Source organism: Enterobacter sp. E20 (assembly GCF_000801755.2).
In the GTDB taxonomy this organism is placed as follows: Bacteria; Pseudomonadota; Gammaproteobacteria; order Enterobacterales; family Enterobacteriaceae; genus Enterobacter; species Enterobacter asburiae_B.
Map to the genome: position 1 here is coordinate 2,930,915 of NZ_CP012999.1, position 14,168 is coordinate 2,945,082.

Annotated in this window: 13 protein-coding genes; 6 read left to right on the forward strand and 7 right to left on the reverse strand. The window is 57.0% G+C overall.

Features of this window, described 5'->3' with window-relative positions; translation table 11 throughout:
- The first annotated feature begins 79 nt into the window (after nucleotides 1–79).
- Genes NI40_RS13690 through cmoB form a run of 5 tightly spaced genes read left to right on the forward strand, consistent with a single transcriptional unit; the run spans nucleotide 80 to nucleotide 3,660 of the window.
- Complete coding sequence (locus tag NI40_RS13690) at nucleotides 80–646, forward strand: hydrolase (RefSeq protein WP_039263656.1); 567 nt, start codon at nucleotides 80–82, stop codon at nucleotides 644–646.
- Nucleotides 643–1,461 carry a DUF72 domain-containing protein gene (locus NI40_RS13695; RefSeq protein WP_039263657.1) on the forward strand — a complete coding sequence of 273 codons (819 nt, stop codon included), beginning with the start codon at nucleotides 643–645 and terminating at the stop codon, nucleotides 1,459–1,461. The genes NI40_RS13690 and NI40_RS13695 overlap by 4 nt, the downstream gene beginning before the upstream one ends.
- A gap of 51 nt (nucleotides 1,462–1,512) precedes the next feature.
- On the forward strand, nucleotides 1,513–1,908 hold the full coding sequence (locus tag NI40_RS13700; protein WP_021240443.1) for an MAPEG family protein: 396 nt from the start codon (nucleotides 1,513–1,515) through the stop codon (nucleotides 1,906–1,908).
- A 40-nt stretch (nucleotides 1,909–1,948) separates the two neighbouring features.
- Nucleotides 1,949–2,692, forward strand: a complete 744-nt coding sequence (cmoA, locus tag NI40_RS13705) for a carboxy-S-adenosyl-L-methionine synthase CmoA (RefSeq protein ID WP_029741772.1) — start codon at nucleotides 1,949–1,951, stop codon at nucleotides 2,690–2,692.
- Complete coding sequence (gene cmoB / locus NI40_RS13710) at nucleotides 2,689–3,660, forward strand: tRNA 5-methoxyuridine(34)/uridine 5-oxyacetic acid(34) synthase CmoB (RefSeq protein ID WP_039263658.1); 972 nt, start codon at nucleotides 2,689–2,691, stop codon at nucleotides 3,658–3,660. The genes cmoA and cmoB overlap by 4 nt, the downstream gene beginning before the upstream one ends.
- 189 nt (nucleotides 3,661–3,849) lie before the next feature.
- Here cmoB and cutC read toward each other — a convergent pair whose 3' ends face one another.
- A complete protein-coding gene (gene cutC / locus NI40_RS13715) occupies nucleotides 3,850–4,593 on the reverse strand; it encodes a copper homeostasis protein CutC (RefSeq protein ID WP_039263659.1) in 744 nt (247 codons plus the stop codon).
- Between the two features lie 78 nt (nucleotides 4,594–4,671).
- Nucleotides 4,672–5,232 (reverse strand): VOC family protein, encoded by a 561-nt coding sequence (locus tag NI40_RS13720; RefSeq protein WP_033145857.1) that lies wholly within the window; start codon nucleotides 5,230–5,232, stop codon nucleotides 4,672–4,674.
- Between the two features lie 239 nt (nucleotides 5,233–5,471).
- Between NI40_RS13720 and argS the strand changes: the two genes are divergently transcribed.
- Nucleotides 5,472–7,205, forward strand: coding sequence for an arginine--tRNA ligase (gene argS, locus NI40_RS13725; protein WP_039263660.1), 1,734 nt, complete (start codon nucleotides 5,472–5,474; stop codon nucleotides 7,203–7,205).
- 34 nt (nucleotides 7,206–7,239) lie between these two features.
- Here argS and bglB read toward each other — a convergent pair whose 3' ends face one another.
- The 5 genes from bglB to flhB form a co-directional block, all read right to left on the reverse strand.
- Nucleotides 7,240–8,379 carry a beta-galactosidase BglB gene (gene bglB, locus NI40_RS13730; RefSeq protein ID WP_039263685.1) on the reverse strand — a complete coding sequence of 380 codons (1,140 nt, stop codon included), beginning with the start codon at nucleotides 8,377–8,379 and terminating at the stop codon, nucleotides 7,240–7,242.
- Nucleotides 8,380–8,383: 4 nt separating this feature from the next.
- Entirely contained in the window at nucleotides 8,384–9,967 is a 1,584-nt protein-coding gene (locus tag NI40_RS13735) for an MFS transporter (protein ID WP_039263661.1), read from the reverse strand.
- 261 nt (nucleotides 9,968–10,228) lie between these two features.
- Nucleotides 10,229–10,621 carry a flagellar protein FlhE gene (flhE, locus tag NI40_RS13740; RefSeq protein WP_039263662.1) on the reverse strand — a complete coding sequence of 131 codons (393 nt, stop codon included), beginning with the start codon at nucleotides 10,619–10,621 and terminating at the stop codon, nucleotides 10,229–10,231.
- Nucleotides 10,621–12,699, reverse strand: coding sequence for a flagellar biosynthesis protein FlhA (gene flhA, locus NI40_RS13745; RefSeq protein ID WP_033145862.1), 2,079 nt, complete (start codon nucleotides 12,697–12,699; stop codon nucleotides 10,621–10,623). Before flhA ends, flhE begins: the two co-directional genes overlap by 1 nt.
- Entirely contained in the window at nucleotides 12,692–13,840 is a 1,149-nt protein-coding gene (gene flhB / locus NI40_RS13750) for a flagellar biosynthesis protein FlhB (protein ID WP_033145863.1), read from the reverse strand. Before flhB ends, flhA begins: the two co-directional genes overlap by 8 nt.
- Nucleotides 13,841–14,168 lie beyond the last annotated feature (328 nt).

A 14,168-nucleotide genomic window follows, 5' to 3' on the forward strand; every position in this document is an offset into this window, starting at 1 on the left:
AATTAACAAAATTATCCGCCCAGGAACAGGCCATCACATCGTATGGTGTCTGGAAGTGATTCATTTAACGGGAGTAACGATGTTAACACTTGATGCCAGTAAAACCGCACTTGTCGTGATTGATTTACAGGAAGGCATTCTGCCCTTCGCCGGTGGCCCGCATACCGCGGATGATGTGGTCAGCCGCGCAGCTCGCCTGGCGGAAACATGTCGTGCCAGCGGTGCGCCTGTTGTCATGGTGCGCGTCGGCTGGTCTGCGGATTACGCTGAAGCGTTAAAACAGCCCGTTGATGCCCAGGCTCCTGCACGCGCCCTGCCGGAAAACTGGTGGACGTACCCGGCCGCACTTGGCAAACGCGACAGCGATATTGAAGTGACCAAACGCCAGTGGGGCGCATTTTACGGTACCGATCTCGAGCTGCAGCTCCGCCGTCGCGGCATCGACACCATCATCCTGTGCGGCATTTCCACCAACATCGGCGTGGAGTCTACCGCCCGCAACGCGTGGGAGCTGGGCTTTAATCTGGTGATTGCCGAAGATGCCTGCAGCGCGGCCTCCGCGGAACAGCACCAGGGCAGCATGACCCATATCTTCCCGCGCATCGGCCGCGTGCGCAGCACGGATGAGATTGTCAGCGCGCTATGATGTACGTGGGCCTGCCCCAGTGGTCGCACCCGAAATGGGTGCGCCTTGGCATCACCAGCCTTGAGGAGTATGCCCGGCACTTCAACTGTGTCGAGGGTAACACCACCCTGTATGCGCTCCCTAAAGCCGAGATTGTTGCGCGCTGGCGGGAACAAACGACCGACGACTTCCGCTTCTGCTTTAAGTTTCCGTCCACCATTTCCCACCAGGCCGCGCTGCGCAACTGCGGGGATTTGACCGAAGAGTTTTTTACGCGCATGTCGCCGCTGGCGAACCGCATCGGTCAGTACTGGATCCAGCTGCCCGCCACGTTTGGCCCGCGCGATTTACCTGCGCTCTGGCAGTTCCTGGATGCCCTGCCCCGTGAATTCACCTACGGCGTTGAAGTCAGGCATCCTGAATTTTTTGCGAAGGGCGAAGCAGAAAAAGCGCTCAATCGCGGCCTGCTTGAGCGTTCCGTTAACCGGGTGATCCTCGATAGCCGGCCGGTGCACAGCGCTGTCCCCCATAGCGAAGCCATCGTTGAAGCTCAGCGTAAAAAACCGAAAGTGCCGGTCCATGCCATCGTGACCGCGCATAACCCAATGGTCAGGTATATCGGCAGCGATAACATGCAGCAAAATCAGGCGATGTTCGCCGTCTGGCTGCAAACGTTAGCGAAGTGGGAACACACCACCACGCCGTATCTCTTTTTGCATACGCCGGATATCGCCCAGGCGCCCGAACTGGTCGATGCTCTGTGGCAGGCCTTGCAGGCTGCGGTGCCGTCCGTGGGCAGCGCCCCTTCCATCCCACAACAATCTTCTCTTTTCTGATATCACCCCCTATCATAGTGAAGTGCCATCTGCCAAAAACAGGGAGTTTGTATGGTCAGCGCGCTGTATGCGGTGTTAGGTGCATTACTGCTGATTAAGTTTTCATTTGATGTTGTGCGCCTCAGAACGCTGTACCGCGTCTCTTACGGTGACGGCGGATTTTCCGAGCTACAAAGCGCTATCCGCATTCATGGCAACGCGGTCGAATACATCCCCGCAGCCTTAATCCTGCTGCTTTTTATGGAGATGAATGGCGCAGAAACCTGGATGGTGCACATCTGTGGCCTGCTTCTTATTGCTGGCCGCCTGATGCACTATTACGGTTTTCACCACCGCTTAATCCGCTGGCGTCGTTCCGGCATGAGCGCGACCTGGTGTTCGCTTTTGCTGATGGTGCTGGCTAACCTGTGGTATATGCCGTGGGAGTTGGTTTTCTCCCTCCATTAGCGCACAATACGCCACTTTATTTTTCCCGGATTTTTACGTTATGTCAGATCGCGACACGCTTTTTTCCGCGCCTATCGCCAGCCTGGGCGACTGGACCTTCGATGAACGGGTAGCCGAAGTCTTCCCGGATATGATCCAGCGCTCTGTTCCCGGTTATTCCAATATTATCTCTATGATCGGCATGCTGGCTGAGCGCTTCGTTCAACCCGGCACGCAGGTCTATGACCTGGGCTGCTCGCTCGGCGCGGCAACGCTGTCGGTTCGTCGTAACGTTCACCACGAAGGCTGCCGAATCATTGCCGTCGATAACTCCCCGGCGATGGTTGAGCGCTGCCGTCGCCACATTGACGCGTATAAAGCCCCTGTTCCGGTAGACGTGGTGGAAGGCGATATCCGCGAGATTGAGATCAATAACGCGTCGATGGTGGTGCTGAATTTCACCCTGCAGTTCCTGGTGCCTGAAGACCGCCAGCTGCTGCTGGACAAAATTTATCAGGGGCTGAATCCCGGCGGCGCGCTGGTGCTCTCGGAGAAATTCAGCTTCGAAGATGCCGAGGTTGGCGAACTGCTGTTCAATATGCACCACGATTTCAAACGGGCGAACGGCTACAGCGAGCTGGAGATCAGCCAGAAGCGCAGCATGCTCGAAAACGTGATGCTGACGGATTCCGTAGAAACCCACAAAGCGCGTCTGAGCAAAGCCGGGTTTGAGCACAGCGAACTGTGGTTCCAGTGCTTTAACTTTGGCTCTCTGGTGGCGCTGAAAGCGGGAGAATCCGCATGATCGAATTCAGCAACTTCTATCAGCTGATTGCCAAAAACCAGCTTTCCCACTGGCTGGAAACCTTGCCCGCGCAGATTGCCGCCTGGCAGCGCGATCAGCAGCACGGCCTGTTAAAGCAGTGGTCAAACGCGGTGGAGTATCTGCCCGAACTGACCCCGCATCGTCTGGATCTTCTGCACAGCGTAACCGCCGAGAGTGAAGAGCCGCTCCCGGCCGGGCAGATCAACCGCATCGAAACGCTGATGCGTAACCTGATGCCGTGGCGCAAAGGGCCGTTTTCACTTTACGGCGTGAACATCAATACCGAATGGCGCTCGGACTGGAAATGGGATCGCGTGCTGCCCCACCTTTCCGACCTGACCGGACGTACCATTCTGGACGTAGGCTGCGGCAGCGGTTACCACATGTGGCGCATGATTGGTGCGGGGGCGCATCTGGCGGTAGGTATTGACCCGATGCAGCTGTTCCTGTGCCAGTTTGAAGCGGTGCGTAAGCTGCTGGGTAACGACCAGCGCGCGCACCTGCTGCCGCTGGGCATTGAACAACTGCCTGCCCTGAAAGCCTTTGATACCGTCTTCTCCATGGGCGTGCTGTACCACCGTCGTTCCCCGCTGGAACACCTGTGGCAGCTGAAGGATCAGCTGGTCAGCGGCGGCGAGCTGGTGCTGGAAACGCTGGTGATTGAAGGCGATGAACATGCCGTTCTGGTGCCGGGCGATCGCTACGCGCAGATGCGCAACGTTTACTTCATCCCTTCCGCGCTGGCGCTGAAAAACTGGCTGGAGAAGTGCGGGTTTGTGGATGTGCGGATTGCCGACGTCAGCGTGACCTCAATTGAGGAACAGCGCCGCACCGACTGGATGATCACCGAATCGCTGGAGCAGTTCCTCGACCCGGCCGACCACAGCAAAACCATCGAAGGCTATCCAGCCCCGATGCGTGCGGTGTTGATTGCGACCAAGCCGTAGTTTTCCCCTCACCCCGGCCCTCTCCCCTATGGGGCGAGGGAGAAAAACCGCACCGAGCCGTCCCCTCTCCCCTATGGGGAGAGGGTTAGGGTGAGGGGATAAAAAAAGGCCCCTGTTGAAATTGCAGGGGCCTGGTACAAGCAAGCATCATATTGGGCGACATGATGCGCGGTAAAAATCGGTACGTTGCTACACGTGATGGCGCTCAATCAGCGACTTCATTTCCGCAACCGACTCTCCCTCTACGCCATAGCGTGAATACTCATCCGCTTCAGCATCCGTCGACATTGACAATCCTGTATTGCGATAACGCATGGGCGAAGGTATCCATTTACCCGCGGAGCTGTGCAGCTCTTCTACCCCTGCGTTTAAAAACCGTTCCAGATTGCTGGCGCGGACTCCCGCACCCGCCATTATTATTGGAACACCGGAATGTGCTTTTAGTTCCGTAATTAATTGCAGTCCTTTTTCAGCTGACGCCTGCTGACCCGATGTCAGGATGCGCGCTACGCCAAGTTCTCCAAGCGTTTCAAAGGCCTGAAGCGGATCTTTACACATATCAAATGCGCGATGAAAAGTGACGGCCAGCCCCTGCGCGGCGCTCATAATCTGACGCATGCGCGGTATATCGATATTGCCGTCTTCATCCAGCAGGCCGGTCACCAGCCCTGGAAACCCCAGGTCCCGAACGAGTGCGATATCATCAAGCATGGCACTGAACTCGCCCGCCGTGTAACAAAAATCACCGCCGCGCGGACGAATAATCGGGTGTATGGGAATGGTGACGGCCTGACGGGCAGACTTCAACACGCCGTAGGACGGCGTCAGCCCGCCCTCTTTGGGTGCCGCGCACAGTTCAATGCGGTCAGCCCCGTGCTTTTGCGCGGTCACGGCACACTCCACGCTGTAACAACAAATCTCCAGCAGCGCCATTTAATCCTCCTGAAATTCCACTAAACGAAACATCATGACACGCCGTCCGTTTTCAGTCCCGGCGTGAACTCACATCTCTTACGCTTCGCTGGCAACGATCTGCTCAATGGTCCACGGATGAAACTTCACCGTGACCTGTCCGTCCGTAACGGCCAGCGTCGGGTTTGGTAACCGCTCGCGCTCGCCTTTGGGTGAACTCGTCTTCACAAAAATCCCCGGCTTGCTTAAGCCTTCGTCGGAAAGGAGGGCCAGCGCGCGCGCGTTCAACGTTTCCGGCTCACCCGGCAGGACTATTTCGATATGCTCCCAGCCTTCGTGCGGATAGCGTTTCTCGCCCGGCCACGGCAGCTCAACCACGCTGAATTGCCAGTGCGCCACGTTCACCGGTTCATGCAGTTTGAACAGGCAAATGGGGCGACCATTGATGATGTTCTCGGAGAGCAACTCGCCGCACCGTTCGAACCCGCGACGCCAGCGCTCGGCCGTGGCATTCTGATGACAGCGCAAAGAGATGTGATCGGCCTCAAGCGGCGCGATATCCAGACCAAGACGGGTGGCAAGTTCTGTGAACGCCTGGGTGAAGCGCGGTAAATCTGCGGAAATATCATGCAGTTCGTCAATGGATTGCCAGTTCGCCATAAGTCACTCTCTTTTCATGTCGCAAAGCCGCTAATTTACTCTGTTGCCCTGTTTTGACCAACCGCAGAATCCGGCTTTTTGCGACTGCATGATTATGCACACCTTCACCGCCTGGATTCTGAGCAATCTTCAGGCCCCGCAATGCTGACGCCAGAGGGCATTTGCAGTATACTCCCGCCCTAAATTCTTTAACTGGCGCGGGCGGTTGTAAGCCCGCATCAAAAACGTAAGGTATCCAGGTGAATATTCAGGCTCTTCTCTCCGAAAAAGTCAGTCAGGCACTGATTGCCGCAGGCGCACCTGCTGATTGCGAACCGCAGGTTCGTCAGTCAGCAAAAGTACAGTTTGGCGACTATCAGGCTAATGGCGTGATGGCAGTGGCTAAAAAACTGGGCATGCCGCCGCGACAGCTCGCTGAGCAGGTACTGACGCATCTGGATCTTTCCGGCATTGCCAGCAAAACCGAAATCGCCGGTCCGGGCTTTATCAACATCTTCCTTGAGCCTGCATTCCTGGCAAGCCACGTTGACGCGGCCCTGAAATCTGACCGTCTGGGCGTTTCCCAGCCGGAAGCGCAGACCGTCGTGATCGACTACTCTGCGCCGAACGTGGCGAAAGAGATGCACGTTGGCCACCTGCGCTCCACTATCATCGGTGATGCCGCGGTGCGCACGCTCGAGTTCCTCGGTCACAAGGTGATCCGCGCGAACCACGTGGGCGACTGGGGTACCCAGTTCGGCATGCTGATTGCTTACCTGGAAAAACAGCAGCAGGAAAACGCGGGTGAAATGGCGCTGGCGGACCTGGAAGGGTTCTACCGCGAAGCCAAAAAACACTACGACGAAGACGAAGCCTTTGCCGAGCGCGCGCGCAGCTACGTGGTTAAACTGCAGGGTGGCGACCAATACTTCCTCGAGATGTGGCGCAAGCTCGTCGACATTACCATGTCTCAGAACCAGCTGACCTATAACCGTCTGAACGTCACCCTGACCCGTGACGACGTGATGGGTGAAAGCCTCTATAACCCAATGCTGCCCGGCATTGTGGCTGACCTGAAAGCCAAAAACCTGGCGGTAGAGAGCGAAGGCGCAACGGTGGTGTTCCTTGATGAGTATAAAAACAAGGAAGGCGAACCGATGGGCGTGATCATCCAGAAAAAGGATGGCGGCTACCTCTACACCACCACTGACATCGCCTGTGCGAAATACCGTTACGAGACGCTGCATGCTGACCGCGTGCTGTACTACATCGACTCCCGTCAGCACCAGCACCTGATGCAGGCGTGGACCATCGTGCGTAAAGCCGGTTACGTGCCGGATTGCGTTCCGCTGGAACACCACATGTTCGGCATGATGCTGGGTAAAGACGGCAAGCCGTTCAAAACCCGTGCGGGCGGTACCGTGAAGCTGTCCGACCTGCTGGACGAAGCGCTGGAACGCGCCCGCCGTCTGGTGGCCGAGAAGAACCCGGACATGTCTGCCGATGAGCTGGAAAAACTGGCCAACGCCGTGGGTATCGGTGCGGTGAAATACGCGGATCTCTCCAAGAACCGTACCACCGACTATATCTTCGACTGGGATAACATGCTGGCGTTTGAAGGCAACACGGCGCCTTACATGCAGTATGCCTACACCCGCGTGCTCTCGGTGTTCCGTAAGGCGAACATTGATGAAAACGTACTGGCGAATGCGACAGTGATCATCACGGAAGATCGTGAAGCACAGCTGGCAGCGCGCCTGCTGCAGTTTGAAGAGACGCTGACGGTTGTCGCGCGTGACGGCACGCCTCACGTGATGTGTGCTTACCTGTACGATCTGGCGGGGCTGTTCTCCGGCTTCTACGAACACTGCCCTATTCTGTCTGCGGAAAACGAATCGGTCCGCAACAGCCGCCTGAAGCTGGCGCAGCTCACGGCGAAGACCCTGAAGCTGGGTCTGGATACCCTGGGTATCGAAACCGTAGAACGCATGTAATACAAAAAACCCGGCAAGCGCCGGGTTTTTCTTATCAGAAATACTTCCGCAAATATTCCGTTAAACAGAGAATCGCCATCGCCTGTCCGTACGGCATCGACGTCAGCGGGATCTGGCGATAAAACTCAAGATCGCTGCCCATGCCCGTGCCGAACGACGTTTGCAACAGCTCGCCTTCCGGCGAAATATTTTTGACGATACCGCGAATCGCTTTTTCTGCCACTCCGGCATACTCCGCGCCAACGTAGCGCTTGCGCACGGCTTTCAGAATACCGTAGGCAAACCCTGCCGTGGCGGACGCCTCAAGATAAGAATGTGGATCGTCGAGCAGCGTATGCCATAGCCCGCTGTCGTCCTGATATTTCGCCAGCGCGGCAATCTGCGCATTCAATACCTGCACCAGGTAGCGGCGCACGGCGCTGTTTTCCGGCAGATCCACAAGCTCGAGGAAGTCCGGGATCGCGATGGTGAGCCAGCTGTTGCCGCGCGCCCAGCGGGCACGGGCAAAGTTATGGTTGCCGTCGTAGCTCCAGCCGTGGAACCACAGCCCGGTCTCCCGGTCCATCAGGTTCTGCACGTGCAGCAGGAACTGATACACCGCCTCTTCTACATATTCCGGTTTGTTGAGCAGCTTGCCGATTTTCGCCAGCGGCAGCACCGTCATCATCAGCGTGTCATCCCACATCTGTTGATGGTTTTCTTCCGCCAGGGTGATGTGCTGCATCCCGCCGTGTTCCGTGCGCGGCATCTCGGCCATCGCCCATTCCGCCCAGCTTTCCAGCCACGGCCGCCAGGCCTGATTTTTGGTCTCTTCGTAGCGATAAGCCAGCGTCAGGAACGGCGACATGGTATTCACGTTTTTGGTGGTCGCGCCTTCCGCAAAGCGGTCGGCAAACCAGCTGTCGATGATGTCTCGCATACCTTCGTCGCCGGTCTGGCAGTAATATTGCCAGATACCGTACAGGCCAACGCCGTGCGTCCACTCCCATCCGGCCCAGCCTTTAGTGTCGATCACGCGCCCGTCGTCCAGCCGCAGCAAAAATTCACCCGTTTTGTCGTGGATATTGACCAGGCTATGCGTCACCTTTTGAATCAGCGATTTCAGTTCGTCCCGGGCGATAAAGCGCTCTGGCTGACGTAATAACGGGCTATGTTTGACAGGCCAAACTTTCATCATCTTAACCTCTGTTGTATGTCGAATTCAGTACCGCGCGATCCTTCAGCGAGGGTGCCGCTGGCTTATTGCGATTCAGATAACCGATGTTGTTATTGCCCCACAGTGACTCATAAGGCATACCGGCCAGCATCTCAACGGTGGCGCGGGCGTGTGGCGTCGCTGACTCAGGCATCGCATGACCACACTCACGCATTTTCGCGGTCTCCTCGCGCAGCGTGCTGTGGGTCTGCAAATTGAGCCTGAAGCGCAGGGAAACGAGGAAGCCGCAGAACAGGACCAGGATGGTGCCCACGCTCAGGATCGTCAAAATGGTGTGGCTCACTTCCGCAGGCTGTACTTTCTGACCGCTAACAAAGCCGGACATCTGCATCACGATGCCCACCAGCATCACCGCACCGGCCTGTGACGCCTTACGGGTCAGGGTCATGATGCCCGCGAAGATCCCTTCGCGGCGCTGGCCGGTGATCGCTTCATCCACGTCAGCAATGTAGGTATAGGTGTTCCACGGCACGTAGTTGATACCGCCGCGACCGAGACCGGCAACCGCTGAGATCAGCAACAGCAGAGCGTAGACGTCACTCAGGCCCGCGTAATAGAGCATGGCGTAAGAGAGAGACGCCAGACCAAACAGCACCACGACCATGCGGTAGGACGGTGCAGGCCCGAAACGGATGCACAGCGGGATCATGGCGATAACCGCAAAGAACTGGAAAATAGCCATCGTGCCCAGCAGATTGGACGCCATTGACGCTTCCTGCATCAGCACGAACACCACGTAGTAGGTGAATACCGCATTAAACACGTCCTGCGCGATATAGCCGCCAAGGTACATGCCCAGATGCTGACGGAAAATCTTGATGCGCAGCGTGGAGCTTAACTCAACGATCAGGCGGTTGAGGCTCTGCCCCAGCGTCAGCTTCTTCTTCTCTTCTTCAGCACGCAGCGCCGCTTCTGACCACTCTTCGCGCGGGCGTTCCCAGGTAAAGAACCAGACGAAAGTTAGCATCAGCGCGCAGAGCAAGGAGAAGACCAGGCTTGCGTAGAAGAAGGAGATGGCGTTTTCTTTCCCGAAGTGGGTTAACAGGATCCCCGGCAGGAAGGAGGCCAGAATGGCGGACATCTGCGCCATTGAGATACGCGCCCCGGAGAACTTGGTTTTCTGTTTAAAGTCATCAGTCATTTCCGGCACCAGCGTTTCGTACGGCACCAGAATCATGGTGTAGACAATATCAAACACCAGATAGGTCAGCAGGTAGTACCAGAAGCTCATGTCCCCAACCCACATCAGCGAGTAGCTGAACACGCACGGAATCCCCAGCAGGATAAAAAACTTACGGCGGCCGAAGCGCTTACCGAGCCAGGTCGTCCCAAAGTTATCGGTTAAAAAGCCCATTAACGGGCTAACGACGGCATCAAGCACCCTTGCAGCGGCAAAGATAAACGTTGCTTCGATCGGTGAGAGCCCGCAGAAGGTGGTATAAAAATATAAAAGCCAGGCCGCCGTCAGGGCGGTGGTACCCGCCCCGAGGAAATCGCCTGACCCGTAAGCGAGATAATTTGCGAGCCCAATTTTACGTGTTCTCATTGCCGTCACCCCTAATCAGTTTTGGGAGACTCCCTGCAAGCAAGCGTCTTTCGGGAGCTTTTAGACGGCTACAGTAAATGCATCGACCGGTTGATACCTTTCTGTTTCTGCCATCCCTAAGAGGGTCAATGGCAATAATGCAAAGAGTACCGTCACGCGCGTCACTGATTTATAAAACAGCGTTTCTATTTGATCAAAAGGTGAGGTCAATTTTGAGAGCCAGCCATCAAAATTGCTGATGGCTGGTGAAAAGGCAGGGTGTTAGCGGTAGTTCACGATGACTGAATTACTCTGTACTTTCAGCGCCGGGATTAAACGTCCCCCGCCCGGCACTTCCCAGATGAAACGCAAAGGTTCAATGGCCGGTACGCCGTTGAACGCCTGCGTCGTGCCATTTTCGCCGTCAATTTCCGTGCAGCGCGTCTGAGAACAGAGGCGCACCCGCAGCCCTGCGGGCGTTGGGCCAATCAGCCGGTAATTCCAGACCACAAGGCCCATCTGACCGGAAACGCCTTCAGAAGGCGACAGCGGGTTAGATGACATAGCAACGCCCCGGTTGCTGAGGGTCACGCCCATGCTGCTTGCCTGCCAGGAGCCCTCCCCGGCCGCGTGCGCCGCCAGCGGGAAGAACAAAATCCAGAGCCATTTACGCATTATTTTCCTCCAATCGTCGCAGTCATGCGGATGTGACGGTTATCCGACAGCTCCATATTCGACAGCACGACCAGCTGGTTCAGGCTACGACGCAGGAAGCGCGACAGCAGCGGACGCAGCGCATGGTTCACCAGCAGCACCGGCGGCGCGCCCAGCATCTCCTGGCGCGCCAGCGCCTCCTGCGTTTGCGCCAGCAGACGGTCCGCCAGGCCCGGCTCCAGGCCGCCCCCGCCCTGCAGGGCCTGCAGCAGCAGGCGTTCAAGCGGCGTATCGAGGCCAATGACCTGCACTTCTCCGGTTCCCGGGAACCACTGCTGGGTGATCGCACGACCCAGCGCCACGCGTACCACCGCCGTCAGCTCGTGCGGATCGCTTTGTATCGGCGCATGCTCGGCAAGGGTTTCGAGAATGGTGCGCATATCGCGGATCGGCACTTTCTCTTCGAGCAGGTTTTGCAGCACCTTGTGCAGCGTAGTCAAAGTCACCACGCCCGGGACCAGATCTTCCGTCAGCTTCGGCATCTCCTGCGTGACGCGGTCCAGCAGCTGCTGCGCTTCCTGACGGCCAAACAGCTCTGCCGAGAATTGCCCAATCAGGTGATTAAGATGGGTCGCCACCACGGTACTGGCTTCAACAACCGTATAGCCCTGGATTTGCGCCTGCTCTTTCAGGGCACTTTCAATCCAGATAGCGGCCAGGCCAAAGGCCGGATCGATGGTTTGCTCGCCCGGCAGCGTGCCTGCGGCGGTACCCGGGTTAATCGCCAGCCAGCGGCCCGGATAGGCATCACCGCTGCCAATTTCGACCCCTTTCATCAGAATGCGGTAGCGCGCGGGCGGCAGGTCCATATTGTCGCGGATGTGTACAACCGGCGGCAGGAAACCCATATCCTGCGCGAATTTTTTACGGATACTGCGGATACGGCCAAGCAGCTCGCCATCCTGCTGGAAATCGACCATCGGAATCAGGCGATAGCCCACTTCCATTCCCAGGGAATCTTCCAGCTGAACGTCGTTCCAGGTCGCTTCGACGGCCTGGGTATTCTCCGGCATTTTTACCTGAACAGGCTCCGCTGCCGGTTTGATTTCACGACCGCGCATCCACCAGGCAAGCCCCAGCAGACCCGCCGTAAACAGCAGGAACACCAGGTTTGGCATCCCCGGCACCAGGCCGAGCAAACCCAGAACGGCAGCGGCCAGCAGCATAACGCGCGGGTTGCTGAAGAGCTGGCCCACCATCTGCTCGCCAACGTCCTGATCGGTACTCACGCGGGTCACAATCACACCCGCCGCAGTAGAGATAACCAGCGCCGGGATCTGCGCAACCAGACCGTCACCAATGGTCAGCAGCGTATAGCTTTCCGCCGCGTGGCCCATGTCCATCCCGTGCTGCAATACCCCCACCAGCAGGCCGCCGACCACGTTAATCACCATGATCAGAATGCCCGCGATGGCGTCACCGCGCACAAACTTGCTCGCACCGTCCATGGAGCCGTAGAAGTCCGCCTCCTGCGTCACTTCCGAACGGCGTTTTTTGGCTTCATCCTCGGCAATAAGGCCGGCGTTCAGGTCGGCGTCGATCGCCATCTGCTTGCCCGGCATCCCGTCCAGCACAAAACGCGCGCCCACTTCCGCGATACGCCCTGCACCTTTGGTGATAACCATAAAGTTGATGATAACGAGGATAACGAACACCACGATACCGATAGCGAAATTGCCGCCCACCAGGAAGTGGCCGAACGCCTCCACCACTTTACCTGCCGCTGCCGCACCGGTGTGACCTTCCATCAGGATGATACGCGTGGACGCCACGTTCAGCGCCAGTCGGAGCAAGGTGGTAAACAGCAGAATGGTCGGGAATGCGGCGAACTCCAGGGTACGCTGGGTGAACATCGCCACCAGCAGCACCATAATGGACAGCGCAATGTTGAAAGTGAAAAGCAGATCGAGGATGAACGCCGGGAGCGGCAGTACCATCATCGACAGAATTAGCAGGATCAGAATCGGCCCGGCAAGGATTTGCCATTGGGTCGATTTCAGGTTGCCGGGCAGGCGCAACATTGCCACCAGATTAGCCATCAGTGTCCTTCTCGTTCATAAAATCCAGCGCGGCAGGCACCGGAAGGTTTTCAGGTTTCACAGGCCGCTGACCGCCAGCCAGACGCCAGCGCTTCAACTGCCACACCCAGGCCAGCACTTCCGCCACGGCGGCGTAGAGTTGTCCCGGGATCTGTTGTCCGATATCCGCATGGCGGTACAGGGCACGCGCCAGCGGAGGGGCTTCCAGGATCGGCACGCGGTTTTCAGTGCCAATTTCCCGGATACGCAGTGCGATCAGCCCCGCCCCTTTCGCAACGACTTTCGGCGCGCTCATTTTGTTTTCGTCATAGCGCAGCGCAACGGAATAGTGTGTCGGGTTGGTGACGATGACGTCGGCCTTCGGCACATCGTCCATCATCCGGCGACGGGCGGCGGCACGCTGCATCTGGCGGATGCGCCCTTTCACGTGCGGGTCACCTTCCATCTGCTTATATTCGTCACGGATATCCTGACGCGACATGCGCAGCTTTTTGAAGTGGGTATAAAGCTGGAAGATCACGTCAAAACCCACCATCGGGATAATGCTGAGCACCACCAGCAGCGCGCAGAGCCCGACCAGATTCAATGCGTTGCTCATCGCGGTGAGCGGCGATTCGCTGATAAGACGCATCATTTCCGGCCAGTGGTACCAGAGGTAAAACCCCGCGGAACTGCCCATCAGCACCGATTTGAGAACGGCTTTGAGCAGCTCAGCCCCGGTCTGCGCAGAGAACATTTTCGCGATACCCGGCAGCGGGTTCAGTTTGGAAAATTTCGGTTGCAGCGATTTGGCACTAAAAACCAGACCGCCGAGCATCACCGGAGAGACCAGCGCGACCAGCACAACCCCGGTAATCAGGGGCAGCAGCGCGACCATGGCCCCTTTAATAAGCTGAATAATCTGGCTGAGGATCAGATTCGGATCGTTGACCATGCTGTGGTCAAAACGTAAGCCGGTGGACAACATTCCCGCCAGCTTGCGGGCGAGCGACTCCCCGCCCCACCAGATAATGCACACCCCTACGATAAGGATCAGCAGGGAGGTCAATTCTCGGGATCGGGGGATCTGCCCTTCCTCACGCGCCTTTTCTAGTCGGTGGGGTGTGGGGGCTTCCGTTTTGTCGTCGTTCTCTTCTGCCACAGTGCATGCTCAGCCCATTACGTCACGGGTATCATGCCAGCACCGCCTTTCATCAATGGGTTGATAAACCCCTATAACCGGGTCTTTTTATCCAGTTTAAGACCACCCTCCGCAATTCGGGTGAGTGAAGAGAGGGCAAGTAATGTTCGAACGAACATTCTCCAGCTTTTGTGATGTGTTTCATATTACAAAATGAATTAAGCGCAGTTTTAAAGAACATCTACTCTAAAAATATTCCGAAAGAAAATTAACATAACCGTCGATTTTAACTACCTGGTATTGCAGGAATGATGTAATTATGTAAATTCAATAATTCAGAGCAATCGAT

Coding starts and splice junctions, on each gene's coding strand:
- cutC (WP_039263659.1), bottom strand. CDS start 4,593: ATGGCGCTGCTGGAGATTTGTTGTTACAGCGTGGAGTGTGCCGTGACC.
- NI40_RS13735 (WP_039263661.1), bottom strand. CDS start 9,967: ATGAGAACACGTAAAATTGGGCTCGCAAATTATCTCGCTTACGGGTCA.
- cmoB (WP_039263658.1), top strand. CDS start 2,689: ATGATCGAATTCAGCAACTTCTATCAGCTGATTGCCAAAAACCAGCTT.
- NI40_RS13700 (WP_021240443.1), top strand. CDS start 1,513: ATGGTCAGCGCGCTGTATGCGGTGTTAGGTGCATTACTGCTGATTAAG.
- NI40_RS13695 (WP_039263657.1), top strand. CDS start 643: ATGATGTACGTGGGCCTGCCCCAGTGGTCGCACCCGAAATGGGTGCGC.
- flhE (WP_039263662.1), bottom strand. CDS start 10,621: ATGCGTAAATGGCTCTGGATTTTGTTCTTCCCGCTGGCGGCGCACGCG.
- cmoA (WP_029741772.1), top strand. CDS start 1,949: ATGTCAGATCGCGACACGCTTTTTTCCGCGCCTATCGCCAGCCTGGGC.
- bglB (WP_039263685.1), bottom strand. CDS start 8,379: ATGAAAGTTTGGCCTGTCAAACATAGCCCGTTATTACGTCAGCCAGAG.
- flhA (WP_033145862.1), bottom strand. CDS start 12,699: ATGGCTAATCTGGTGGCAATGTTGCGCCTGCCCGGCAACCTGAAATCG.
- NI40_RS13720 (WP_033145857.1), bottom strand. CDS start 5,232: ATGGCGAACTGGCAATCCATTGACGAACTGCATGATATTTCCGCAGAT.
- NI40_RS13690 (WP_039263656.1), top strand. CDS start 80: ATGTTAACACTTGATGCCAGTAAAACCGCACTTGTCGTGATTGATTTA.